General features: G+C 68.1%; 20 protein-coding genes. 7 read left to right on the forward strand and 13 right to left on the reverse strand.

Translation table 11 applies throughout. From position 1 onward, the window contains the following. Positions 1 to 956 precede the first annotated feature (956 nt). Complete coding sequence (locus ACIBHY_RS54385; RefSeq protein ID WP_397311056.1) at positions 957 to 1,721, reverse strand: PhzF family phenazine biosynthesis protein; 765 nt, start codon at positions 1,719 to 1,721, stop codon at positions 957 to 959. A gap of 167 nt (positions 1,722 to 1,888) precedes the next feature. Here ACIBHY_RS54385 and ACIBHY_RS54390 point away from each other — a divergent pair, with 167 nt between their 5' ends. Further along, a complete protein-coding gene (locus ACIBHY_RS54390) occupies positions 1,889 to 2,269 on the forward strand; it encodes a cell division protein SepF (RefSeq protein WP_184976456.1) in 381 nt (126 codons plus the stop codon). Here ACIBHY_RS54390 and ACIBHY_RS54395 read toward each other — a convergent pair whose 3' ends face one another. From ACIBHY_RS54395 to ACIBHY_RS54415, 5 genes are all read right to left on the reverse strand, one after another. Continuing rightward, positions 2,270 to 3,598, reverse strand: coding sequence for a hypothetical protein (locus ACIBHY_RS54395; protein WP_397311057.1), 1,329 nt, complete (start codon positions 3,596 to 3,598; stop codon positions 2,270 to 2,272). Positions 3,599 to 3,759: 161 nt separating this feature from the next. Next, the gene (argS, locus tag ACIBHY_RS54400) at positions 3,760 to 5,487 is read right to left on the reverse strand and encodes an arginine--tRNA ligase (RefSeq protein ID WP_397311058.1); all 1,728 of its coding nucleotides are present in this window, start codon (positions 5,485 to 5,487) and stop codon (positions 3,760 to 3,762) included. Beyond that, entirely contained in the window at positions 5,484 to 7,769 is a 2,286-nt protein-coding gene (locus ACIBHY_RS54405; protein ID WP_397311059.1) for an HAD-IC family P-type ATPase, read from the reverse strand. Before ACIBHY_RS54405 ends, argS begins: the two co-directional genes overlap by 4 nt. Positions 7,770 to 7,813: 44 nt before the next feature. Next, on the reverse strand, positions 7,814 to 8,833 hold the full coding sequence (plsX, locus tag ACIBHY_RS54410; protein WP_397259463.1) for a phosphate acyltransferase PlsX: 1,020 nt from the start codon (positions 8,831 to 8,833) through the stop codon (positions 7,814 to 7,816). 42 nt (positions 8,834 to 8,875) lie between these two features. Beyond that, positions 8,876 to 9,433, reverse strand: a complete 558-nt coding sequence (locus ACIBHY_RS54415; protein WP_397259461.1) for a DUF1707 domain-containing protein — start codon at positions 9,431 to 9,433, stop codon at positions 8,876 to 8,878. A 173-nt stretch (positions 9,434 to 9,606) separates the two neighbouring features. Here ACIBHY_RS54415 and ACIBHY_RS54420 point away from each other — a divergent pair, with 173 nt between their 5' ends. Continuing rightward, positions 9,607 to 10,929, forward strand: coding sequence for a KamA family radical SAM protein (locus ACIBHY_RS54420; protein WP_397259459.1), 1,323 nt, complete (start codon positions 9,607 to 9,609; stop codon positions 10,927 to 10,929). 86 nt (positions 10,930 to 11,015) lie between these two features. Here ACIBHY_RS54420 and ACIBHY_RS54425 read toward each other — a convergent pair whose 3' ends face one another. From ACIBHY_RS54425 to ACIBHY_RS54445, 5 genes are all read right to left on the reverse strand, one after another. Then, entirely contained in the window at positions 11,016 to 11,576 is a 561-nt protein-coding gene (locus ACIBHY_RS54425) for a dihydrofolate reductase family protein (protein ID WP_397311060.1), read from the reverse strand. 235 nt (positions 11,577 to 11,811) lie between these two features. Beyond that, complete coding sequence (locus ACIBHY_RS54430) at positions 11,812 to 11,967, reverse strand: hypothetical protein (protein WP_379626114.1); 156 nt, start codon at positions 11,965 to 11,967, stop codon at positions 11,812 to 11,814. Positions 11,968 to 12,068: 101 nt separating this feature from the next. Further along, positions 12,069 to 12,590, reverse strand: coding sequence for a YbhB/YbcL family Raf kinase inhibitor-like protein (locus ACIBHY_RS54435; protein ID WP_397311061.1), 522 nt, complete (start codon positions 12,588 to 12,590; stop codon positions 12,069 to 12,071). A 50-nt stretch (positions 12,591 to 12,640) separates the two neighbouring features. Further along, entirely contained in the window at positions 12,641 to 13,510 is an 870-nt protein-coding gene (locus ACIBHY_RS54440) for an ABC transporter ATP-binding protein (protein ID WP_397259453.1), read from the reverse strand. Continuing rightward, a complete protein-coding gene (locus ACIBHY_RS54445; RefSeq protein ID WP_397259451.1) occupies positions 13,503 to 14,420 on the reverse strand; it encodes an ABC transporter permease in 918 nt (305 codons plus the stop codon). Before ACIBHY_RS54445 ends, ACIBHY_RS54440 begins: the two co-directional genes overlap by 8 nt. Before the next feature lie 463 nt (positions 14,421 to 14,883). On the opposite strand from ACIBHY_RS54445, the gene ACIBHY_RS54450 reads away from it, so the two are divergent. From ACIBHY_RS54450 to ACIBHY_RS54470, 5 genes are all read left to right on the forward strand, one after another. Continuing rightward, positions 14,884 to 16,524, forward strand: coding sequence for an ABC transporter substrate-binding protein (locus ACIBHY_RS54450; protein ID WP_397259449.1), 1,641 nt, complete (start codon positions 14,884 to 14,886; stop codon positions 16,522 to 16,524). Positions 16,525 to 16,647: 123 nt separating this feature from the next. Then, positions 16,648 to 17,592, forward strand: coding sequence for an ABC transporter permease (locus tag ACIBHY_RS54455; RefSeq protein ID WP_397259447.1), 945 nt, complete (start codon positions 16,648 to 16,650; stop codon positions 17,590 to 17,592). After that, entirely contained in the window at positions 17,585 to 18,538 is a 954-nt protein-coding gene (locus ACIBHY_RS54460) for an ABC transporter permease (protein ID WP_397259445.1), read from the forward strand. Before ACIBHY_RS54455 ends, ACIBHY_RS54460 begins: the two co-directional genes overlap by 8 nt. A gap of 9 nt (positions 18,539 to 18,547) precedes the next feature. Then, entirely contained in the window at positions 18,548 to 19,585 is a 1,038-nt protein-coding gene (locus tag ACIBHY_RS54465; RefSeq protein ID WP_397259443.1) for an ABC transporter ATP-binding protein, read from the forward strand. Then, a complete protein-coding gene (locus ACIBHY_RS54470; protein WP_397259441.1) occupies positions 19,569 to 20,585 on the forward strand; it encodes an ABC transporter ATP-binding protein in 1,017 nt (338 codons plus the stop codon). The genes ACIBHY_RS54465 and ACIBHY_RS54470 overlap by 17 nt, the downstream gene beginning before the upstream one ends. Positions 20,586 to 20,620: 35 nt before the next feature. On the opposite strand, the gene ACIBHY_RS54475 is transcribed toward ACIBHY_RS54470, so the two are convergent. Together ACIBHY_RS54475 and ACIBHY_RS54480 are read right to left on the reverse strand one after the other, a co-directional pair. Further along, positions 20,621 to 21,805: a lipid-transfer protein gene (locus ACIBHY_RS54475; RefSeq protein WP_397259439.1), complete on the reverse strand. Its 1,185-nt coding sequence runs from the start codon at positions 21,803 to 21,805 to the stop codon at positions 20,621 to 20,623. Beyond that, a complete protein-coding gene (locus tag ACIBHY_RS54480) occupies positions 21,802 to 22,206 on the reverse strand; it encodes a Zn-ribbon domain-containing OB-fold protein (protein WP_397259437.1) in 405 nt (134 codons plus the stop codon). The genes ACIBHY_RS54475 and ACIBHY_RS54480 overlap by 4 nt, the downstream gene beginning before the upstream one ends.

Here is a 22,206-nt window from a genome sequence, read left to right on the forward strand (position 1 = left end):
GAGGGTGTGGGAGAGTAGGTCACCGCCGCACAAACACGTATGCGAGATGAAGGGGTCCAACCTTAGGGTTGGGCCCCTTTTTCGCGTTCACCACCCACCACGCAACACGCAACACGACCTTCGTGCGCGCCTCCCACCACACCACCCCCGCCTGCACCTTCCACCCCCGCCTGCGCCTCCACCACACCACCCCGTGCGCGCCACCGCCCCCGCCTGCACCCTCCACCCCCGTCTGCGTCTCCATCCCCCCTCGTGCGCCTCCACCACACGACCCCCCTCGTGCGCCTCCACACGCCAACCCGCCAGCCGGGCCTGGCCACCCCGGCGGCCACCTTGCCCCGGACGAGGTGGCCGCACCGCCCCGGCGAGCGCCCGCCGGCCCCACCTCGCCCTCCCCACCCACATCGCCGCCCTCCCCACCTCGCCTCGACGCCCACCCACCCCTCGATGCCCCACCCTCGACGCCCACCCATCCCCCGCCACCTCCCCGACGCTTGTCCGGCGCTTGTCCGGCGCCGGTGCGACGAACACCCCCGCGGGCGCGCACGGCGCAACGCGCACGGCGCTTGAGTTCGTCTCGCCGCTTGGCTAGCGCCGCTTCTAGGAGAGCTCGGGCGGCGTGTCGGGCGGGCGTGTTCGATGCAGCGCGTACGCGGTGGCCCAGATTTGCCGGTACCCGTGCGTCTCGAGTGTCTGAATCCCGCCGCTTGTTCAGAGGGCGGTGCGGCAAGTGGCCGAAGAGCGTGAGCGGTGCGGATGTGTGCAACAGCAGGGCGGTGGTGGACTGGGGTTTGGGCGGGTGAGTGTGTAGCCGCGGGGAGGTGTGTAGTTGTGGGGCAGTGTGCGGCAGCGGGATGCCTTGGTTTGGATGAGCGGTGCGGCAGTGGGCTGGCTCGGGTTTGGATAAGCGGTGCGGCAGTTTGGATGAGCGGTGCGGCAGTGGGGTAGCTCGGGCGTTAGACGTGGAGGTGGCCGGAGGTGATGGTGATGGCGTGGCCGGCCAGGTCTACTCGGGGGCTGCGGAGGGTGACGTGGATGAGGCCGCCTCGTTGGGATAGCTGGGCGGCGGTCATCGTGGTGCGGGACAGCCGCGGAGCCCAGTAGGGGGCCAGGGCGCAGTGGGCGGACCCGGATACCGGGTCTTCGGGGACGCCGCCCTTCGGAGCGAAGAAACGGGATACGAAGTCCGTGGAAACGCCGCGGGCCGTGACGATTACCGCACGTGCCGCCAGGTGTGACAAGGCGGTGATGTCCGGGGATAGGGTGCGGACTTGTTCTTCGGATTCGAGCTCCACCAACAGATCGTCTTTTGCGGTGCTGACCTGCACCGGGACGACGCCGAGCGCTTTTGCCAGGCCGTCAGGAGGAGTGGCGGGCGTCACTTCCTTGGCGGGAAAGTCCATTGTGATCATGCCATCTGTGGTGCGATTCACAGACAGGATTCCGCTGGCGGTCTCGAATTTGAGTTGGCCGCTCGCGGCGCCGGTCGAAAACAGGACGTGGGCCGTGGCGAGGGTGGCGTGCCCGCAGAGGGAGACCTCGACAGCGGGGGTGAACCAGCGCAGTGAATTGTCCAGCAGGAATGCCGTCTCCGACAGGCCGATCTCGGCCGCTACCGCCTGCATCCAGGCCGCGGGCGCGGAGGACTCCAAGAGGCAGACCGCCGCTGGATTACCCCTGAACGCCACATCGGTGAAGGCGTCCACGGTGTAGACACGCATGGTTTGGATGCTATAGGCCGCTTGTAATCCAGCTGCAACCAGGGTGCTAGCCGTACAAAATGGAATAAGTGCTGGGCGTGTCGCATGGCGAACGAGGAGTCGTCGGTTACCGTCCAATGTGTGGGGACGTGCCGATTACGGTGAGTTCCTGAGGAAAGGACATACCGATGGGGGCAGTGCGCAAGGTGGTGAGCTACCTTGGCCTGGGCGGCGTCGATCCTTACGACGAGGCCTACGAAGAAGAGCAGTACGAAGACGAGTACATGCCGGCGTCCGAGAGGGCGGCGAAGCGGTGGAGGTCCACCTCTGAGTCGTCACGCATTGTGATGGTGCAGCCGTTGAAGTACAACGACGCGCCGATGATCGGTCAGCACTTCCGCGAGGGGCAGACGGTCATCATGGACGTCACCGGCATGCCGATGCCCGAGGCGACCCGGATGGTCGACTTCGCCGCGGGACTTGCCTATGGGTGTGAAGGGCGGATCGAGCGCATCGCCGACCGTGTCTTCCTGCTCGCGCCGGCGCACGTGGAGATCGAGACCACCTAGCTAGGCGGCGCGAGGGCCGCGGCGGATCAACCGGTTGACATCGGTTGAGTCCTCCGCTGCCTGTTTGGCGCGGGCTTCGGCCTCGCGGGCGTAGGAGTGGAGAGCCCACACCGCGCCGTCGGCGAGTTCGCGAAGCTCGCTGAGTTGAGCGGTGACGTAGCGACTGTCCGCTTCGTTGGCCTGGTGGCGTTGGCGAAGAAGCCAGCCTCCCAGGCCGAGCATGGCCACGCCCAGCACTGCGAACAGGCCATGAACCACGAAGGCGACCACGGCGGCCACGCCGAGGGCGAGCAGCGCGTACGCCGCGATCGGCGGCCGGCGCGGGATGACGCCCGTCGCCACGATCTCTTGTTCCGCCTGTTCGAACGATTCCTGGTCCGGTCCTTCCGGGTGGAGCACGATGCGGTGCCCCAGGAGCGACACGGTGACGGTCGCGGGCGGCACCAGCTGGGTGTCGGACTCCAGTTCGTCGGCGAACTCGCGCAGGATCGGCGCGGCCACGTGCAGGGCGATCGCCGCGAGGTGCGGATCGGCGCCGGGACGCAGGTCGTCCAGCAGATGCGCGGTCAGCGATCCCATGGGGCCCTCGGGGCCGCCGAGGCCGATCAGCGAGCGCAGCACCGCGATCGGCTCGTCCTCCGCCCAGGTGGTGGCGGGGCTGCCGGCGCTGTTCGTGAGCGGGGTGGAGGCCTCCTGGTCGGCCTGTTTGGCCGAGGTGATCTCGGCGCAGCGAGCGCGTAGCCGGGCGAGGCGGGCGGCGGCCTGCGCGGGGCGGGCCAGTTCCGGGATCTCCGCCATTTCCGGAAAGTCCACGAGCGACTCGGGCACGACCACCGACGGCTCGCCGGGCGCGAGCGCCTGCACCCAGGCGCGCGGGTCGGCTTCTTCCTGTACGGCCAGCGCATCCAGCTTCCGGAGCACGAAGATCTTGCCGGCCGGGCCGTACGCGCCACGGGCGGCGGCCAGCCACAATCCACGCTGCCCATGCGTGACGGGCCGCTCGGTGGACAGCTCGCCAAAGGCGGTGCCGAGCCAGGAGGCGTGGATGCGGCCGCCGTGGCCGGCGACGGCGAGCGCGAGGCAGAGGAACAGCGCGGTCTTCTGCTGGTCGCGGCCGGCGGCTCTGGTCAGGGGTTCGATCGGATCGTCGCCGGACAGGATGGTGACGAGTGCTTCCACGGCGGGCGGCAGCCAGTAGCCGGGCACGTCGTGGAGTTCGTGTGTCTGGGGCGGCGCGGAGCCGTTGGCGGCCAGGTGCGCCAGCAGGGCCTCAGCGTAGCGGTGAAGCTCAGTCGCAGCTGGGGGGCTTGCGGTCAGATCCGTGCTCAAGGCGGAAACTCCCCCAAATATCGGCCTCACATTCATGACCGCGTAAAGCCTAGCCGGGGGGCGCGCCAACCAGAGGGAGGCGCGCCCACCGCGGCGTCCGAAGAGAGTGAGAACCCCTCCAGACCTGGGCGAAGCAGACGTGCACGTTAGCACGACATGTCTTACATACGGTCGGGTACCGGGACGCCCAGGAGGTCGAGTCCGGTTTCGATGACGCGCAGGGTCAGCGCGCACAGGGCCAGCCTGGACGCGCGGGTCTCGGCGTCGACGCCTTCCTTGAGAACCGGGCACTGCTCGTAGAAGGTGCTGAACAGGCTCGCGATCTCGAAGAGGTACGCGCACAGGCGATGGGGCTCGATCAGGCTGCCCACCTGCTCGACGACGCTGCCGAACGACAGCAGGTGAAGGGCCAGCGCGCGCTCGGCCTCCTCGCCCAGCAGGATCGGACCGGTCACCGCGGCGGCCTCGATTTCGCCCCTGCGGAAGATCGACCGGATCCGGGCGGTGGCGTACTGCATGTACGGGCCGGTGTTGCCGGTGAAGCCCAGCATGCGGTCGAAGTCGAAGACGTACTCGCTGTCGTGGCTGACCGACAGGTCGGCGTACTTCACCGCGCCCATGCCGACGCCCTGGGCGATCTCGGCCTTGGTGGTCTCGTCGTAGCCGCGGTCGTCGATGGCGGCCGTCGCCCGGTCCACCGCTTCGTGCAGCAGGTCCATCAGCTTGACCGACGCGCCGGAACGGGTCTTGAACCGCTTGCCGTCCTTGCCGAGCATCATCCCGATCTGGATGTGTTCGGCGGAGACGGTGTCGGGCAGCCAGCCGGCCTGCTCCGCGGCGGCGAACACCATCCGGAAGTGGAGGGCTTGGTCGGCGCCGACGACGTAGAGGATCCGGTCGGCCTTGAGGTCGTCGACCCGGTAGCGGATGGCGGCCATGTCGGTGGAGGCGTAGCCGTAGCCGCCGTCGCTCTTCCTGATGATGAGCGGCAGCGGCTTGTCGTCGGAACCGGTGAAGCCGGGCGGGAACAGGCAGAGCGCGCCCTCGCTGATGACCGCGACGCCCATCGCCTGCAGGTCGTCACAGGTCTTTTCGAGCATGGGGTTGTACATGCTCTCGCCGGCGATGTCGGCGTCGGTGAGCGTGACGCCGAGCATGTCGTAGAGCTTGTTGAAGTAGCGGATGGTCGCTTCCATGAAGACGTGCCAGAGCCGCATGGTCTCGGGGTCGCCGGACTGCAGCGTGGTCACCCGGACGCGCGAGCGGGTCTTGAACGTCTCGTCGCCCTCGAACTTGGCGCGCGCCGCCTGGTAGTACTCGGTGCTGGCGCCGGCTTCGAGCTGCGCGACGGCGGCGTCCTCGCCGATGTCCAGCAGATGCTCGATGAGCATGCCGAACGGCGTGCCCCAGTCGCCCAGGTGGTTCTGCCGGATGACGGTGTGGCCGAGGTGCTCCAGCGTGCGGGCCATGGCGTCGCCCACGATGGTGGTGCGCAGGTGGCCGACGTGCATCTCCTTGGCCGCGTTGGGCGCGGAGTAGTCGATCACGATGCGCTGCGGCGGCGTGCTCTGGCCGACGCCCGCGCGGGGGTCGGCGAGCATGCGCCCGGCCTCGCCGGCGATCCAGGAGGAGTCGAGCGTGATGTTCAGGAAGCCGGGACCGGACACCTCCACCGTGCCGGGGAAGTCCGACATCTGCGCGCTGATGGCCTCGGCGACCTCCCGCGGCGCCCGTCGCAGTCGCTTGCCCAGGCTCATCGCGACGTTCGCCTGGAAGTCGGCGAACTGGGAGGGCCGGATCAGCGGGTCTGCGTCGGCGTACTCGGCGCCGAACGCGTTGGCCAGCGCCTGCTGGACGCGCTCGGTGAGCACTAGCTGCGGGTCGGTCATGCCTTAAGGGTACCGGTGACCTTGACCGCGATACTGATGGCGACGGCGGCCACCGCGGACACTCCGAGCGCGAGCAGATCGTTGCTCACGTCGGAGGGCGCGAGCGCGAAGAACCACCTGGTCAGCGGTACGGCGAAGGACACGGCGAACAGCACGGCCATGGCCGCGATCAGCACGATCTTCCACCACAGCAGCGGCCGCGCCACCAGGACCAGCACCCACCAGGTCGTGAGGAAGAGCGTGATGACCGCGGTGGTGCGGTCCTGGATGAGCGTGGACGTCCCGGAGTGCGCCGCCCAGAACGAGAAGAACACCGCCGCCGCGCAGATCACCCCAGCCGGTACGGCGAAGCGCAGCACCCGTGGCACGAACCCGGGCCGGGACCGCTCGTCGCTGGGCGCCAGCGCCAGGAAGAACGCCGGAATGCCGATGGTCAGCGCGTTGACCAGCGTCGAGTGCCGCGGCTCGAACGGGAACATCAGCCCGAGCACCCCCACCAGCAGCGACAGCACGATGGCGTAGAAGGTCTTGGTGAGGAACAGGTTCGAGACCCGCTCGATGTTGGCCAGCACCCGCCGCCCCTCGGCCACGACGTGCGGCAGCGTCGCGAACCGGTTGTCCAGCAGCACCACCTGCGCCACCGCTTTGGTGGCCGGGCTGCCCGCGCCCATGGCGATGCCGAGGTCGGCGTCCTTGAGCGCGAGCACGTCGTTGACGCCGTCGCCGGTCATCGCGACCGTGTGACCGCGCGACTGCAGTGCCCCGACGAACTGCCGCTTCTGCACCGGTGTGACCCGCCCGAAGACGGTGTTCTTCTCCAGGATGTCGGCGAGCTTTTCCGGGTCGTTCTCGGGGAGCGTGCGGGCGTCCACGGCGCGCTCGCCGCCGGGGATGTCGAGCCCGACGGCGATGGCGGAGACGGCCTCGGGGTTGTCGCCGGAGATGACCTTGACGGTGACGTTCTGCCGGGCGAAGTAGGCCAGCGTCTCCTTGGCGTCGGGCCGGATGCGCTGCTTGAGCGTGATGAGCGCGACGGGCTCCGCCGTGCCCTCGCCGTCCAGCGACGAGGTACGGCACAGCGCCAGAACCCTCGCCCCGGTCGCGGCCAGTTCGGCGGCCCCCTCGAAGCCCTCGCTACCCGGTTCGAGAAGGATGTCCGGAGCTCCGAGCACCCACGGGCCGTGCTCGGCGAAGTCGGCCCCGCTCCACTTCCTGGCCGAGGAGAACGGCACCGCCTCGGTGGCCGCCCATCCCGACGGCATGGACGGGAAGCGCTCCTTGATGGCCTGCGCGGTCGGGTTGGGCCGCGGGTCGACGTTGGCCAGGGCGGCGAGGGCGTCGTCGACCGGTTCGCCGCCGCGCAGCGGGAGCACCTCGTCGAGGTCCATGCCGCCGGCGGTGAGGGTGCCGGTCTTGTCGACGCAGAGCACGTCCACGCGGGCCAGGCCCTCGATGGCGGGCAGTTCCTGGACCAGGGTGTTGCGCTGGCCGAGCCGTACCACGCCGACGGCGAAGGCGATCGAGGTCATCAGGACCAGGCCCTCGGGGATCATGGTGACGATGCCGGCGACCGCGCCGGTGATGGCGGTGCCGAAGTCGGCCTCGTTGCGTACCTGGCTCCAGATCAGCAGCGCGCCGATGGGGATGACCAGGTAGGTGACGTACCTGATGAACTTGGTGATGCCGTCGCGCAGTTCGGAGTGGGCCAGGCCGAACTTGCTGGCCTCCTCGGTGAGCTTGGCGGCGTAGGCCTCGGCGCCGACCTTGGTGGCGACGAACGCGCCGCTGCCCGCGACCGCGAAGCTGCCGGACAGCACCTCGTCGCCCGGCTGCTTGTGTACGGCGTCCGCCTCGCCGGTGAGCAGCGACTCGTCGATCTCCATCCCGTCGGAGGCCACGACCTCGCCGTCGACCAGCAGCCGGTCGCCGGGGCCGATCAGGATGAGGTCGCCCCGGACGACCGCGCGCGGCTCGATCTCCTGGTCCCTGCCGTCGCGGCGGACGCGGACGGGCGCCTCGTTGACCACGGCCAGCTTGTCGAGGGTGGACTTGGCGCGTAGCTCCTGGACGATGCCGATGAGCGCGTTGAAGACGATGACCAGGCCGAACAGGCCGTTCTGCCACTCGCCGAAGATCATGATCAGCGCCCAGAGGATCGCGATCACCAGGTTGAACAGCGTGAACACATTGGCCCTGATGATGGCCCACAGCGAGCGGCTGGAGCGCCGCGGTGCGTCGTTACGTGGCGCGACGGCCACCTGAGCGGAAGTCAGCCCGTCCACACAACCCCCCGATGTTGTGGATCACCGGGCAAAACACTACGGGGTCACCACAGACGATGGGTGCGGTGGGTGGCGGCGACGCGCTCGCCGACGCGGGTGACGATGCCGCCCTGGGCCAGGTCGGCGGCGAGCTGGCAGGCGGCGCTGACGCTGGGCGCCTTCGACGATCCGTGCGCGATGACGACGGTGCCGTTCAGGCCGAGGAGCACGGCGCCGCCGTAGGCCTCGGCGTCGAGGCGGCGGTTCAGTTCGCGCAGCGTGGAGCGTTGCAGGATGGCGCCGAGCTTGGCCATGCGGCTGTCGCCGATGGCCTCCCTGAGCTCGCCGAAGGCGTAGCGGACCGAGCCCTCCATCGTCTTGAGCGCCACGTTGCCGGTGAAGCCGTCGGTGACGATCACGTCGGCGGCGCCGGTGAGCAGGTCGTAGCCCTCGACGTTGCCGACGAAGTGGAGGGAGGGGGAGGCGAGGAGGAGTTCGTGGGCGCGGCGGACCAGTTTGTTGCCCTTCTCCGCCTCGCTGCCGATGGTGAGCAGGGCGACGCGGGGTTTGCCGATGCCGTAGGCGGTTTCGGCGTAGGCGGCGCCCAGGTGTGCGAACTGGACCAGCATCTCCGGTTTGACCTCGGCGTTCGCGCCGGCGTCCAGGAGGAGGGCGGGGTTGGGGCGGGTGGGCAGGGCCACGGCGATGGCCGGGCGCAGCACGCCCTGCTGGCCCTTGAGCCGCAGGCGGCCGGTGGCCACGATTCCGGCCGTCGATCCGGCTGACACGACCGCGCCGGCGTTGCCCTGCCGTACCAGGTGGCAGGCGATCGCGATGCTGGAGCGGGGGCGGCGCAGGCTCGCCAGCGCGCCCTCGTCCATCGCGAGGGCTTCCTCGGCCCGCACGATCGGGATCTCCTTGGTGGCGCCGTGGTCGGCGAGGCTCTCGTAGAGCACGCGGGGCGGGCCGACGAGCACGACGGAGAGGCCGCGTTCGCGCACGGCGTGGACCGCGCCGCCGATGATCTCGTGCGGCGCGTGGTCGCCGCCCATGGCGTCCAGTGCGATCGGCTTAATGTCGGACAACTCTCACCCCACACGCATCGTAGGCAGGTGGGGCGGCAGCCGTTACGCCAGGTTCCAGTCTGAGACCCCGCGCGTCACGATGACCTTGGAAAACGCGGACGTGCCTGTCACCCGGATGAGGGGCCCGTCGCCCTCGACACCGCCGGAGACGTTGCGCTTGCCGAACGCCGAGCCGCCCTCGTCGACCACCCTGGCGTTGTCGGGCACCCGGACGATGACCTTGCTGAACCGGGCGGCGATCTGCAGCGTGATCTCGCGGCCGGGCAGGACGGCGTCGGACAGGTCCACGATCATCGCGCCGAAGTGCGCGTTCAGCCGGGTGTGGCGGGAGGCGACCCAGCGTCCCCTTCTGATGATCTTGCTGAAGGTGGAGTTGATGTTCTGACGCTCGACCACGACGGGAGTGGAGGCGCCGGTGACGTCGGGCAGGTCGCGGGTCAGGGGGAGGAGTTCGCCGACCGTTTTGGCGGAATATGTGACATCCAGCCGGTCCGCGTGCTCGACTGTGGTGAGTCGTCCAGTGGCCAGGGCCTCGCTCAGCACCGCGGCGACTCGATCGCGGTCGGCATCTGAGGCACGCAGGACGGGATCGTCGGTCACAAACTGCAGTGTATGCCCTCTCGCGATATGTCGCGATAGGCAGTCCTCAGGAGAATCTTGGGTCCCAGCGGAACCAGAAGTGGCTTCGCACGCGTCCGGGTATAAGAACCCTAGACGCACGACTGGGTCGAGAGGTTTACATCCGATCGAACAAAAAAGATGGGAAAGGCCTAGTGATCTTGAACCAGGCAGGAACGCGACGCTTCCGGGCGTACACGTCCAAGCACCTCGACGAGCTGTTGCTGCGTGCGGGGCTCAGCGAGGAGGAACGTCTGAAGGTGCGCGCCGTCGCGACGGTGCTGCCCTTTCGGACCAACGCCTACGTCGTGGATGAACTCATAGATTGGTCGGCAGCGCCCGACGACCCGATATACCGCCTCGTCTTCCCGCTGGCAGACATGCTGCCGGCGGCCGACGTGGCCAGGCTCGCCGACCTTCTCAAGGCCGACGCGCCGACCGCCGAGCTGAACGCGGAAGCCAACAAGGTACGCGCGCAGCTCAACCCGCATCCCGCGGGGCAGATGGAACTCAACGTCCCGCGCATCGGCAGGGAACCGGTGCCCGGCATGCAACACAAGTACCCGGAGACCGTGCTCTTCTTCCCCAAACAGGGGCAGACCTGTCACGCGTACTGCACGTACTGCTTCCGCTGGGCCCAGTTCGTCGGCGACGCGGACCTCAAGTTCGCCTCCGACGACATCGACCAGCTGGTGGCGTACGTGCGCCAGCATCCCGAGATCACCAGCGTCCTGCTCACCGGCGGCGACCCCATGATCATGGGTGAGTCGGTGCTCAAGCGCTACGTCGAGCCGCTGCTGGAGGTCGAGCAGCTCGAATCCATCAGAATCGGCACCAAGTCGCTGGCCTACTGGCCGCAGCGATTCACCACCGACCCGGACGCCGACGACACGCTCCGCCTGTTCGAGCAGGTCGTCGCGGCCGGGAAGAACCTCTCCTTCATGGCCCACTTCTCGCACCTGCGAGAGCTGGACTCGCCGCTGGTGGAATCCGCAGTGGAGCGGATCCTCGGCACGGGGGCGACCATCAGGACGCAGGCTCCGCTGATCCGGTCGATCAACGACGATCCGGCCATCTGGTCAGGCATGTGGAAGCGGCAGCTGCGTATGGGGATGATCCCGTACTACATGTTCGTCGAGCGCGACACGGGACCACAGGACTACTTCGCGGTTCCGCTGGCCGACGCGTACGAGGTCTTCCGTGAGGCCTACGCCTCCGTCTCCGGGCTCTGCCGCACGGTGCGCGGGCCTTCGATGTCGGCCACGCCCGGCAAGGTGTGTGTGGACGGCGTCACCGAGATCGCCGGCCAGAAGGTCTTCGTGCTTCACCTCATCCAGGCACGCGACCCTTCGCTCGTCGGCCGGCCGTTCTTCGCTCAGTACGACCCGCAGGCCGTCTGGCTGACGGACCTGCGCCCGGCCTTCGCCGACAGGTTCCCTTTCGAGACCGGCGTCGCCACCGCCAGGCTGTCCGCCTGAGCGGTTCAAACCGAGCCCCCAGCCCGTGACCCGGTGGTGACGGGCCGTCTGGGGGCTCCTTTTTGTCCTGGTACGCCCGTCGCCGCTCACACGGGCTTCGGCTCGTAGCGCAGGGCGGTGATGCCGCACACGAACGGCGTGGCCGACACCAGCCGCAGCTGCTGGGGCGTGCCGAGGTCGGGGAAGACCGGCAGGCCCCTGCCGATCGCGGCCGGCTCGACCAGCAGGTTGAGCTCGTCGATGAGGCCGTTGGCCAGCAGGCTCGCCACCAGCTCCGCGCCGCCGTAGGTGATGATGTCGCCGCCCTGGGCGGACTTGAGGCGCCGGACGGCCTCGACCACGTCGTCTTCCACCTTCGCGTTGTCCCAGGGGGAGTCGGTGAGGGTCCTGGAGATCACGACCTTGGGCGTGTCCGTCATCCAGGCGGCCGACTCCTTGTCCTCGCCCTCGGGCTCGGCGGACCAGTGCGGGATGAAGCCCTCGGCGAGCTTGCGGCCCAGCAGGATCGTGTCGACGCCCTCGGTGATGGCGCTGACGTAGGTGCCGAGGTCTTCGCTCCACGGGGTGGAGATCCAGTCCATCTCGCCGTTCGGGCCGCCCATGTAGCCGTCGGCGGTGATCTGGAGCTGAAGCTTGAGCTTGCGCATGTCGTGCGTCCTTCCGGGGTGTCTTCCAACTGGCTTCAGCTTGCCGGGCACCCCTTACGGAACGTTTAAGACATTCCTAACCTGCGCTTATGGGCTGTCTGGGCCGCCAGGCGGCCGTGCGCGGCCCGGGAAGCCCCCGCCTGGGGCCGCACGGCCCGCCGGCGCCCCCGGGAGTCGGCGCGGGGGCCGCCAGGCTGTGGCGTGGCCCTGTGGGACGCCGAGATGGTGTTCCCGGTCAGAAGACGCGTACGGCGGTGCGGCGGGCGATCTGGGCCTGCAGGCGGGCCATCTGCCAGTGGAGTTCGATGAGTTGCTCGGCCAGCTGGGCCCGGGGCACCTCGGAAGGGTCCTCGATGGCCAGGTGGTCTATCGCGGTCGACAGCTCTCGCATCGCGCGCCCCCATTCCATCACGTGTCCTCAGGGGATCGAATTAACGTTCGAATCCTATCGGAACATGTGGGGGCGCGTCAGCGATTTGGGGTTGGTGGCACTCAGGTTTCGTACACAGGTGCGAGATAGCCGCGAGCCAGCGTGTTGGCGGTGATGTTGAAGCCCACGACCGCCGCCGGGGTGTCCGGGTCCAGGCCCAGCGACTCCACGCTCAGGGCGTGGACGGCGAACAGGTAGCGGTGGGGGTGGCCGGGGGGCGGGGCTGCGCCGCCGTACGCCTTGGTGCCGAAGTCGTTGCGGGCGTGCACGCCCGCCTTCGTGTCGGCGGCGCCCGCGCCCGCCGGGAGCTCGGTGACGTCGGCGGGGATGTCGAACAGGAGCCAGTGCCAGAAACCGCTGCCCGTGGGGGCGTCGGGGTCGTAGCACGTCACGGCGTAGCCACGGGTGCCTTCCGGGGCGCCGGACCAGCGCAGGTGGGGGGACTGGTTGCCACCGGTCATGCCCCAGTGGTCGAACACGTGGGCCTCGGCCAGGCGTTCCCCGTCGTGTACGTCGTCGCTCTCGACGGTGAGGGCGGGGACCTCGGGCAGGAAGTCGTAGGGGATCGGTGGCCGCGCGGACATGTCTACCTCCGGAGGACGGGTTCGTACGCTCCCATCCTTCTTATCGGAGATCAGCCCTTGTTGTAGGCCGTCATCACTTCCTTGGGATCGCCGTCCATCTTGATCTTGCCCTTGTGGAGCCAGATGACCCGGTTGCAGGTCTCCTCGATGACCTTGTGGTCGTGGGAGACGAGGAAGACGGTCCCGGCGGACTCCCGGATCTGCTTGATGCGCTCCTGGCTCTTCTTGCGGAACTCGCGGTCACCGGTGGCCAGGGCCTCGTCGATGAGGAGCACGTCGTGGGTCTTGGCGCTGGAGATGGCGAAGCGCAGGCGGGCGCCCATGCCGGAGGAGTAGGTGGACATCGGCAGCTGGACGAAGTCATCGATGCCGGAGAAGTCGACGATCTCCTGGTACTTCTCCTTGACCTCGGCCGGGGTCATGCCCATGGCGTAGCAGCCGAGCACGATGTTGCGCTCACCGGTGAGCTCGCGCATCAGCGCGGCGTTGACGCCCAGCAGGGACGGCTGGCCGTCGGTGTAGACGGCGCCCGCGTGGGGCGGCAGGAGGCCGGCGATGGCGCGCAGGAGCGTGGACTTGCCGGAGCCGTTGCGGCCCACGATGCCGATGGCGTCGCCGTGGTAGGCCACGAAGGAGACGCCCTTGACGGCGTGCACCTCCTTCATCTGCGGCCGGCCCTGGCGCTTGAGCATGCGGACGAGGGCGCTGACCGCGTTGCCCTTCTCGTGGTCGGAGGCGGCGCTGTAGACGCGGTAGACGATGTGGAGGTCGTCGACGACCACGGTCGGAGTGCCCGTCGGGGCGTCCACAGGCTTGTGACCGGTGGGCTCCGGGTTGGGGTACACCCTGACGTCCTTGCTCGCGGCGACGCCGGGCTCCTCGCCCTTCACCTGTGACAACTCCTCCGTCAGCTCAGCCACGCCCGTACCTCTCCTCGGCCCGCCAGAAGTACCAGAAGCCGAAAACGAGAGCGAACAACGCCCAGAATACGCAGCCCGCCATGGCGAACGGAGGGGGGTTGTGGTCCTTCGGCATCAGGATGTCGCGCATGACCTCGATGTAGGAGGCCGCTGGGTTGAGATACATGACGTTGGCGACCCACTGGGGGAGGTGGGCGCCGTCGACGACCTTGTCCTGGATGGAGAAGAAGACGCCGGAGGCGTAGAGCCAGGTGCGCATGATGAAGGGCAGGAGCTGGTTCATGTCGCGCATGTTCGAGCCGACGCGGGCCATCACGAGGCTGGCGCCGACGTTGAACAGCGACTGCAGGGCCAGCACCACGGGGATGAGCAGCCAGAGCAGCGTGGGCGGCTCGCTCCAGACCACGATCAGCAGCAGCACGCCCATCGAGATGCCCAGCTGCTGCAGCTCCTGGATCGTGTACGCCAGGGGCAGCGCGGCACGCGGGAAGTGAAGCGCCCGGATGAGCGAGAGGTTGCCCGAGATGGACTTGGCCCCCGCGGTCACCGACCGTTGTGTGAAGGTGAAGACGAACATCCCGGTCAGCAGGAAGACCGGGTAGTTCTCGATCCCGTTGGCGCCGCCGAGGATCAGGCCGAACATGACGAAGTAGATCGCGGCGTTGAGCAGGGGCGTCAGCACCTGCCACAGCTGGCCGAGTGCGGAGCTGGAGTACTTCGAGACGTTGCGCGAGGTCGCGTACGTCATCATGAAGTGCCGCCGCTCCCAGAGCTGGCGCAGGTAGACGTGGAACCTCGGCCGTGCGATGGCACGGCGAAGCCCGTATCTCTTGGCGAGCTTGGCCAGCGGCTCCTGCGCGCTTCGGCCGCCCGCCTGGGCGTCCGCGACCGCGGATTCCGGCTGGCTCATGGCATGGACTCTATTGGATTCGGGTCGGTGGGGTGCCTGTCACGGCAGTTCGCCGCGGTCTGTTGGACGGGTTTTGCGGACCGCTGGGTTCCCGTACCCCCTCAGCACAGCACTTCTCCGGCCAACGCCCCAAGTAGATGGCCTCAGCACACCGTCTGGAGGGGTATTTTTACTCAACTGTTCACGTCCTGACGTGTCCTATTACGCGTGGTTGGTGGCTTTTTGCGCGTCTTGTGGGAAATGTCTGTGACGTTGGATAGGCGCACGTGTGACCGAACTGCAACGCGCCAGAGACTCGCTGGTGGCAAGTAGTGAGGGATAGTCGCGATCGACTGGCAGGGCGTCGGCTGGTTTGACCATGTCAGCCAAACCCGGGGGATTACAAGGACCCCCCGTCAGGCTGCTCTGGATCAACGCAGCTCAGCGCTAACGCCCACCTGGTAGAGGGAGGAAAGTTCTCACAATGCGTGTTACTAAGGGCGCACAGATCGTCGCCGGTACCGCGCTGCTCGCCCTCGCGGTTGCCGCGTGTGGTGGCGGTGCCACGGAAGGTGGCGGCAACACCGCCGCGGGCGGCAGCGACACGCCGGTCCGCATGGAGCTGGGCGAGCCGCAGGAGCTCCTGGTTCCGACCAACACGACCGAGTCCGAGGGTGCGGAGGCTCTCGCGGCCGTGTTCGAGCCGCTCGTCAACTACGACGAGAACAAGAAGGCTGTCGAGGCCGCCGCCGAGTCGATCACCTCCGATGACCAGAAGGTCTGGACGATCAAGCTCAAGGCGGGCAACACCTGGCACAACGGTGAGCCGGTCATCGCGCAGAACTACGTGGACGCGTGGAACTACGCCGCCAACCAGGACAACGCGCAGTCCGCCGGTTACTTCTTCGGCCGTGTCGACGGCTTCGCCGACCTCAACCCCGGAGAGGGCAAGCAGGTCACCGCGAAGGGCATGAAGGGTCTGGAGGCGATCGACGACACGACGCTGAAGGTCACCCTCGCCGCGCCGTTCTCGCAGTTCAAGACGCTCCTCGGCTACACCGCCTTCTACCCGCTGCCCAAGGCCGCCTTCGGCGCCGACGGCAAGGTGACCCAGGAGTACGGCGAGAAGCCCATCGGCCAGGGCCTGTTCAAGCTGGACAAGCCCTACAAGAAGGGCACCGACCAGACGATCGACATGTCGGTCTACGACGGCTACAAGGGCCCCAAGCCCAAGGGCTGGACCAAGCTGCAGTTCAAGCTGTACACCAGCGCGGAGACCTCGTTCAACGACCTGCAGGCCGAGAACCTGGACATCCACGACTCCCTGCCGCCGTCCGCGATCGCCACCGCCAAGACCGCCCTGGGCGAGCGCTACCAGGACCAGCCTGACGCCGGCATCGGCTACATCGGCGTCCCCCTGCAGTACAACCCCGATTTCAAGAACGCCGACGTGCGCAAGGCCATCTCGATGGCCATCGACAGGAAGACCATCGCCGAGACGGTCTTCTCCGGCACCCGCGCCCCGGCCGACGACTTCATCAACCCGGCCATCGACGGTTACCGCCAGGGCGCCTGCGCGGCCTGCGCGTACAACCCGGCCGAGGCCAAGACGCTCTACGCGTCCGCCAAGGGTCCGGCGAAGCTGGAGCTCGGCTACAACGCCGACGGCGGTCACAAGGAGTGGATCGAGGCCGTCGCCAACAACCTTCGCGCCAACCTCGGCATCGAGGTGACGCCGAAGCCGTTCGAGAAGTTCCAGGCCATCCTGGACGAGCTGGACGCGAAGAAGTACACGGGTCTGTTCCGTATGGGCTGGGCGATCGACTACCCGTCCGCGGAGAACTACCTGACCCCGATCTTCGGGACCGGCGCCATCAAGACGGGCTCGAACTACGGCGGCTACACCAGCAAGGAGTTCGACGACCTGCTCGCCAAGGGCGACCAGGCGGCGACTCCGGAGGAAGGCCTGAAGTTCTATCAGCAGGCCGATGACATCCTGAACAAGGAACTGCCGTACATCCCGGTCTACTTCTACCGGAACAACTCCGGCTACTCCACCAAGGTCAAGAACGTCAAGATCAACCTGCTTAACCAGGTCGAGTGGTCCCAGGTCGAGAAGGCCTGACGTTGTTCCCCGGGGCGGGCGCGCTGTCGCCCGCCCCTTGAGGGCCAGCCACGGAGGCGGTCACTTGGGCCGGTAGATCCCACCCCCAGGTGATTGCCTTCTTGGCATGTACGGGAGGCTTAAATGGGCCGTTATGTCATCAGGCGTCTGATCCAGGCGATACCTGTACTACTGGGTGCCACTCTGCTCATCTTCGCCATTGTGTTCGCGCTGCCCGGCGACCCTGTCGCAGCGCTGGCCGGTGAGAAGAGGACAGACCCGACGATCGTCGCGATCCTTCGCGAGCGATACCACCTCAACGATCCGCTGCTGCTGCAGTACTGGTACTACATCAGCGGCGTCATCTTCCGCGGTGACTTCGGCGTCACTTTCGCCGACGTCCCCGTGTCCCAGCTCATGGCCGGCAAGTTCCAGGTCACGCTGAACCTGGCGCTGACCGCGCTGGTCTTCGAGGCCATCATCGGCGTCGGCCTCGGCCTGTGGGCGGCGCTGCGCCGCGGCAGGGCCGCCGACACCATGATCCTGGCCTCGACCCTTCTGCTGATCTCCGTCCCCACCCTGGTCACCGGCTTCGTGCTGCAGCTGGTGCTCGGCGTGAAGGTCAAACAGTGGACCGGCATCGACATCTTCCCCATCGCGGGCATCAGCAACGGCTTCCGCAGCTATCTGCTGCCGGGCTTCGTGCTGGCCGGCATCTCGATCGCCTACCTCACCCGATTGACACGGACCAGCCTGGTGGAGACGCTCCGAGCGGACTACATCCGCACGGCGACCGCCAAGGGCCTGTCCAGACGGCGGGTCATCGGCAGGCACGGATTGCGCAACGCGCTGATCCCCCTCGTCACCTATCTGGGCGCCGACCTCGGCAACCTCATGGGCGGCGCGGTGATCACGGAGACGATCTTCAATCTCCCGGGCATCGGCAACCAGCTCTTCCAATCCGTCTACCTGCGTGAGCAACCCGTCGTCGTCGGTATCGTGACAGTTCTGGTGCTGATCTACATCGTCGCCAACCTGGTCGTCGACTTGATGTACGCAGTGCTCGACCCGAGGATCCGCTATGAGTGACATCCAGCAGCCTGCGGCGCCCCTTGTGCCGAACACGGTGCCGACGTCTCCACCGCCCGCCAGGCACAAGAAGAAGGAGGGCAAGCCGGCCAGCCTCTGGAGCGACGCCTGGCACGACCTCCGCCGCCGTCCGATCTTCATCATCTCGGCGGTCCTCATCGCGGTCCTCGTCGTCATGGCGCTGTGGCCGTCGTTGTTCACGTCCATCGACCCGAACGACCCGAGGACCTGCGAGCTGGCCACGGCCCGTCAGGGGCCCAGCAGCGGCCATATCTTCGGCCGCGACAACCTGGGCTGCGACGTCTACGCGCGCTCGATCTACGGCGCCGCCAACTCGCTGCTGATCGGCATCTCGACGACGCTGGCGACCTCGCTCATCGGCGGCATGTTCGGCCTCGCGGCCGGGTACTTCGGCGGTGTCACCGACACGCTGGCCTCGCGCCTGACCGAGATCTTCTTCGCCATCCCCAGCATCCTGGGCGCCCTGCTGATCGCGGCCACCTTCCGTGGCGGGCCGTTGAGCAGCATCACCCTGGTCATCATCGCGCTGACCGTCCTGGGGTGGCCGATGACGTACCGGATCATGAGAGCCGCGGTCATCACGGCCAAGAGCCAGGACTTCGTGGTCGCGGCCAGAGCCCTGGGCGCCGGCCACATGCGGATCATGATGAGGCACCTGCTGCCGAACGCGCTCGCGCCGGTCATCGTCATCGCGACGATCAACCTCGGCGGGTTCATCGCGGCCGAGGCGGCCCTGTCGTTCCTCGGCGTCGGTGTGACCTCGCCCGACATCTCGTGGGGTCTGATGATCTCCGACGCCCGTAACAGGTTCCTGGACGCGCCGCTGCCGCTGATCTTCCCGGCCGTGTTCCTGAGCATCACGGTGCTCGCGTTCATCATGCTGGGCGACGCCGTACGCGACGCGCTCGACCCGAAGCTCAGGTAAGGGGGACCTGTGAAGAAGACATCCCCAGAGGTGTTGCCCGCCGAGGGAGGGCTGGGCAACGAGCCTCTGCTCGCTGTCGACAACCTGCACGTGGAGTTCCGCACGCGGGCCGGCGTCGTGCACGCCGTCAACGGTGTGACGTATTCGCTCAACCCCGGCGAGACCCTCGCCGTGCTGGGCGAGTCGGGCTCCGGCAAGTCCGTGACCGCTCAGGCGATCATGGGCATCCTGGACATGCCGCCCGCGGTGATCCCCAAGGGCGAGATCCGCTTCCGCGGCACCGACCTGCTCAAGCTCTCGGAAGACGCCCGCTCGCAGGTGCGCGGCCAGCGCATCGCGATGGTCTTCCAGGACGCGCTCTCCTCGCTGAACCCGGTCTTCACCGTGGGCTGGCAGATCAGCGAGATGTTCCGCGTGCACCGGGGCATGGGCAAGAAGGAGGCGCTGACCAAGGCGGTCGAGCTCATGGACCGGGTCCGCATCCCGGCCGCCAGGCAGCGCGTCAACGACTACCCGCACCAGTTCTCCGGTGGCATGCGCCAGCGCATCATGATCGCCATGTCGATCGCGCTGGACCCGGAGGTGCTGATCGCCGACGAGCCGACCACCGCGCTCGACGTGACCGTCCAGGCCCAGATCATGGAGCTCCTCGCGGAGCTCCAGCGCGAGAGCAACATGGGCCTGATCCTGATCACCCACGACCTCGGCGTGGTCGCCGACGTCGCGGACAAGATCGCGGTCATGTACGGCGGGCGGATCGTCGAGAACGCCCCCGTCCACGACATCTACAAGACACCCGCCCACCCGTACACGAAGGGCCTGCTTGAGTCGATCCCCAGGGTCGACCTGAAGGGCCAGGAGCTGTACGCCATCAAGGGCATGCCGCCGAACCTGCTGGACATGCCGACCGGCTGCGCCTTCCACCCCCGCTGCCCGTACCGCCAGGACATCTGCGTCACCGAGGCCCCGGTGCTGTCCGGGATCAGCGGTACGCGCAGCAGTGCCTGCCACTACTGGAGGGAGGTCCTCGATGGCACCCACGAGTGAGCCGATCCTTGAGGTACGCGACCTGGTCAAGCACTTCCCGCTGACCCAGGGCATCGTGGTCAAGAGGCAGATCGGCGCGATCAAGGCCGTCGACGGCGTCTCCTTCGACCTGCACAGGGGCGAGACCCTGGGCATCGTGGGCGAGTCGGGCTGCGGCAAGTCGACGCTGGCCAAGGTGCTCATGGCGCTGGAGCGGCCGACCTCGGGCTCCGTCAAGGTCGGCGGCCGGGAGATCGCCCACGCCCGCGGCGGCGAGCTCAAGCGCATGCGGCGCAACATCCAGATGGTGATGCAGGATCCCTACACCTCGCTGAACCCCCGGATGACCGTCGGTGACATCATCGGCGAGCCGTACGACATCCACACCGAGGTCGCGCCGAGGGGCGACCGGCGCAAGAAGGTGCAGGAGCTGCTGGAGGTGGTCGGACTCAACCCCGACCACATCAACCGCTACCCGCACCAGTTCTCGGGCGGCCAGCGTCAGCGCATCGGCATCGCGCGCGGCCTGGCCCTGCAGCCGGAGATCATCGTCTGCGACGAGCCGGTCTCGGCGCTGGACGTGTCGATCCAGGCGCAGGTCATCAACCTGCTGGAGCGGCTGCAGAACGAGTTCAACCTGGCCTACATCTTCATCGCCCACGACCTGTCGGTGGTGCGCCACATCGCCGACCGGGTGGGTGTGATGTATCTGGGCAAGCTGGTGGAGCTCGGCAAGGACACGGAGGTCTACGACAAGCCCGCGCATCCGTACACGCAGGCTCTGCTCTCCGCGGTTCCGGTTCCGGACCCGGAGGGGCGCGAGCTGCGCGAGCGGATCATCCTTCAGGGTGACCCGCCGTCGCCGGCCAACCCGCCGTCGGGCTGCCGCTTCCGCACCCGGTGCTGGAAGGCGCAGGAGATCTGCGCGGAGGAAGAGCCGCTGCTGCAGATCCGGCCGGGCACCGCGCACGAGAGCGCGTGCCATTTCGCCGAGACGCACGACGTGGTGCACATCGGTTAGAACGACAGGAAGGAGCCCTCCGCGGAGGGCTCCTTTCACGTTGTGGCGATGACGGCCGAGCCGTGTCCGAAAAGGCCCTGGTTGGCGGCCAGGCCGACCCGGGCGTCGCCGACCTGACGGGCGCCGGCGGTGCCGCGCAGCTGCCAGGTCAGCTCGCACACCTGGGCGATGGCCTGGGCCGGGATGGCCTCGCCGAAGGAGGCGAGCCCGCCGGACGGGTTCACCGGGGTCCGGCCGCCGAGCGTGGTGTCGCCGGCCCGCAGGAGCTTCTCCGCCTCGCCGGGCGGGCACAGGCCGACGTCCTCCATCCAGTCCAGCTCCAGTGCCGTGGACAGGTCGTAGACCTCGGCGAAGGACAGGTCGTCCGGTCCCAGGCCCGCCTCCTCGTAGGCGGCGTGGGCGATCGCGGCGCGGAAAGGGCGTTCTGGCGGGGGTACGGCTGCCGCCGAGTCGGTGGCGAAGGCGGGCAGCTCCAGCGTGGTGTTGGGGAAGGCCGGGGTGACGGTCGAGACGGCGGCCAGCCGTACCGGCCGGGAGATGCCGTGGCGGCGGGCGAACTCCGCCGAGGCCAGCACCACCGCGGCGCCCCCGTCGGAGGTGGCGCAGATGTCCATGAGCCGCAGCGGGTCGGCCACCATCGGCGAGGCCAGCACCTCCTGCTCCGTGACCGGCCTGCGGTAGCGGGCCATGGGGTTGAGCGCGCCGCAGGCGGCGTTCTTGACCTTCACGGCGGCGAAGTCGGCGGCGGTCGAGCCGTACAGGGCCATGCGGCGGCGGGCGTAGAGGGCGAAGTAGGCGGGGTTGGTGGCGCCGAGGAGCCGGAAGCGCAGCCAGTCGGGGTCGTCGGGGCGATCGCCGCCGACCGGTTTGAAGAAGCCCTTGGGCGTCGAGTCCGCGCCGACGACGAGTGCCACGTCGCACAGGCCCGCCAGAATTCTGGTCCTGGCCAGGTCGATGGCCTGCGCTCCCGAGGCGCACGCGGCGTAGCAGGAGGCGATCCTGGCTCCGTTCCAGCCGAGCGCCTGGGCGAAGGTGGCGCCGGCGATGAAGCCGGGATAGCCGTTTCTGATGGTGTCGGCGCCGACGACGTACTGCACGTCGGTCCAGGACACGCCGGCGTCGGCCAAGGCGGCCCGTGCGGCGGCGACGCCGTACTCGATGAAGGGTTTGCCCCATTTGCCCCACGGGTGCATGCCCGCTCCGATGACCATGACGCTCATCGGGCCGCCTCCCACATCCACACCAGCGGGCCGTCGGCGAGCGGGCCGTGCGTGAGCCGCAGCTCCATGCCGACCCGCAGTTCGTCGACGGTCAGGCCCTTGACCTGGCCGAGCACGATGATCCCGGCCTCGGCGAGCTCGACCGCGGCGAGCGTCACCGGCGTGTACGGCTCGGCGGCCGCGAACGGCGGCGGCGGCGCGTAACAGGCGTTGGTGTAGGACCAGACGGTGCCCTGACGGGGCAGCCGGGTCTCCTCCTGCGTCTCGCCCGAGCAGTGCGGATTGCGGCAGAACCCCCGCTGCGGCGGGAAGCTGACCGTGCCGCAGTCGGCGCACCGGGTGCCGAGAAGATGGGTGCCGTCGTCGCCGATGGTGAACCAGCCGTCGATCGCCAAGGTCAT

Source organism: Nonomuraea sp. NPDC050547, from assembly GCF_044457345.1.
In the GTDB taxonomy this organism is placed as follows: Bacteria; Actinomycetota; Actinomycetes; order Streptosporangiales; family Streptosporangiaceae; genus Nonomuraea.